Source organism: Streptomyces sp. NPDC059477 (assembly GCF_042749375.1).
Taxonomy (GTDB): domain Bacteria; phylum Actinomycetota; class Actinomycetes; order Streptomycetales; family Streptomycetaceae; genus Streptomyces.
This window is the reverse complement of sequence record NZ_JBHYUG010000192.1, coordinates 1-1,489: the sequence shown is the minus strand read 5'-3', so window position 1 is coordinate 1,489 and position 1,489 is coordinate 1. Positions and strand designations below refer to the sequence as shown.

At 76.0% G+C, this 1,489-nt stretch carries 1 protein-coding gene; it reads right to left on the bottom strand.

Translation table 11 applies throughout. The features are described 5' to 3' along the window. A partial coding sequence (locus tag ACFXAZ_RS39505; RefSeq protein ID WP_384601913.1) for an ALF repeat-containing protein occupies positions 1-1,489 on the bottom strand: 1,489 nt, incomplete at both ends.

Genomic DNA, 1,489 nt, shown 5'->3' with positions numbered 1-1,489 from the left:
CCGTGGGCCGCCGCCGCGTCGGGGGCTTCGGCGTTGTCCCGTGCCTCGGCCGCCGCGTCCGCCGCGTCGGTGGCGTACCCCTGGGCCTTGTCCGCCCAGTCGGCCGCCTCCGACGCCGCCTGCCGGGCCCTCGCCGCGGCCTCGGAGGCGCGTGCGGCGTCCTCCAGGGCCTTGTGCGCGACATGGGCCGCGTGGGCGATGGCCGCCCGGATCGCCGCGACGTGGGAGGCGGAATCGTGGTCGAGCCGGGCGACGTTGTACTGGTCGTACTCGATGAACGAGCGCCGCATGAAGGCGGACCCCTCCAGTACGACCTTCGCCGCGGACTGGAGATAGGGGCCGCCTTCCTCAAGGAGTCGGAAGACCTCGACGTGGTCGTCCTCCTTGATCGCCTCGGCGTACCCGGTGGAGAGGAACCCGAACAGCGCCTCGGCGCTGCCGTCGGCGAGGGCGGCCTCCGCCTTGGCCCTGACCGCGGGGCCGGGGTTCTGGCCCAGAATGGTGAAGATCCTCACCTGGCTCTCGGTCGCCGCCGCCGCGGTCACGCCCTGCTCCAGGAACTGCTCGGCCGCGTCGGCGGCCAGGCTGTCCAGCGCCGTTCGCGCCGCCGCCGCGATGTCCGGCACGGCGACCTCGGCCAGGGCGAGCACCGCCTCGCGGTCGTCCTGCCGCTGCGCGGCCGGCCGGTCGACGTCGATCCAGTTGAGCAGGTCGTGGTCCCCTGCGGCGAGCGCGAACTCGGCCGCCTGACGCGTCCAGGTGCCGTGGCTGTCGAGCAGTCCGATCGCCGCCCGTCGGCCGAGTGTCACGGCCTGGGCCTGGTCGCCCGCGGCGAACGCGCTCTCGGCCTGGGCGATGAGGTTCCGAAGTTCCTGGGAGGTCCGGTCGTCCAGGGTGCGCTGGGTGGCGATGCGCTCCAGCGCCTCCACTTCCTGTGCGGCCTTGAGCCGGGCCGCCTCGATGCCGACCTCGGTGTCCTGCGCGATCCGTTCGGTCTCCGCCTCGCGGGCCGCCGCCTCGACGTCCTGTGCCTCCTTGACCGCGTCGGCCGCGGTGTTGGCCGCGTCGACGGCGGCGTTGGCGTAGGCGGTGGATCGAGTGGCGTGCTCGATCGCCTCACCGGCGTGGTCGGCCGCCTCGTCGGCGGCGTCGGCGGCGTTCTCGGCGTGCGTGGCCGCGGAGTTGGCCGCAGCGTGCGCGGCATTCGCGGCGGCGGCGGCCTGGTTGGCCAGGTTCCGGGACAGATTCGCGGCGCTGGTGGCGCGGGCCGCCTGGGTGCTGGCCTCGGCGGCGGCCTCGCGGGCGATCCGGGCCTGCTCGGTGGCGGCACCGGCGGCGTTGGCCGCGGCTGCGGAGGCGTTGGCCGCGGCGGCGGCGTTCCCGGCCGCGGAGGCCGCCGCGGAACCGGCGGCGGACGCCTGCTGCGAGGCGACGGCCGCCTGCTGGGCCGCCTGCGCGGCCGTACGGGCCTTCGCGGCGGCGTTGCGGC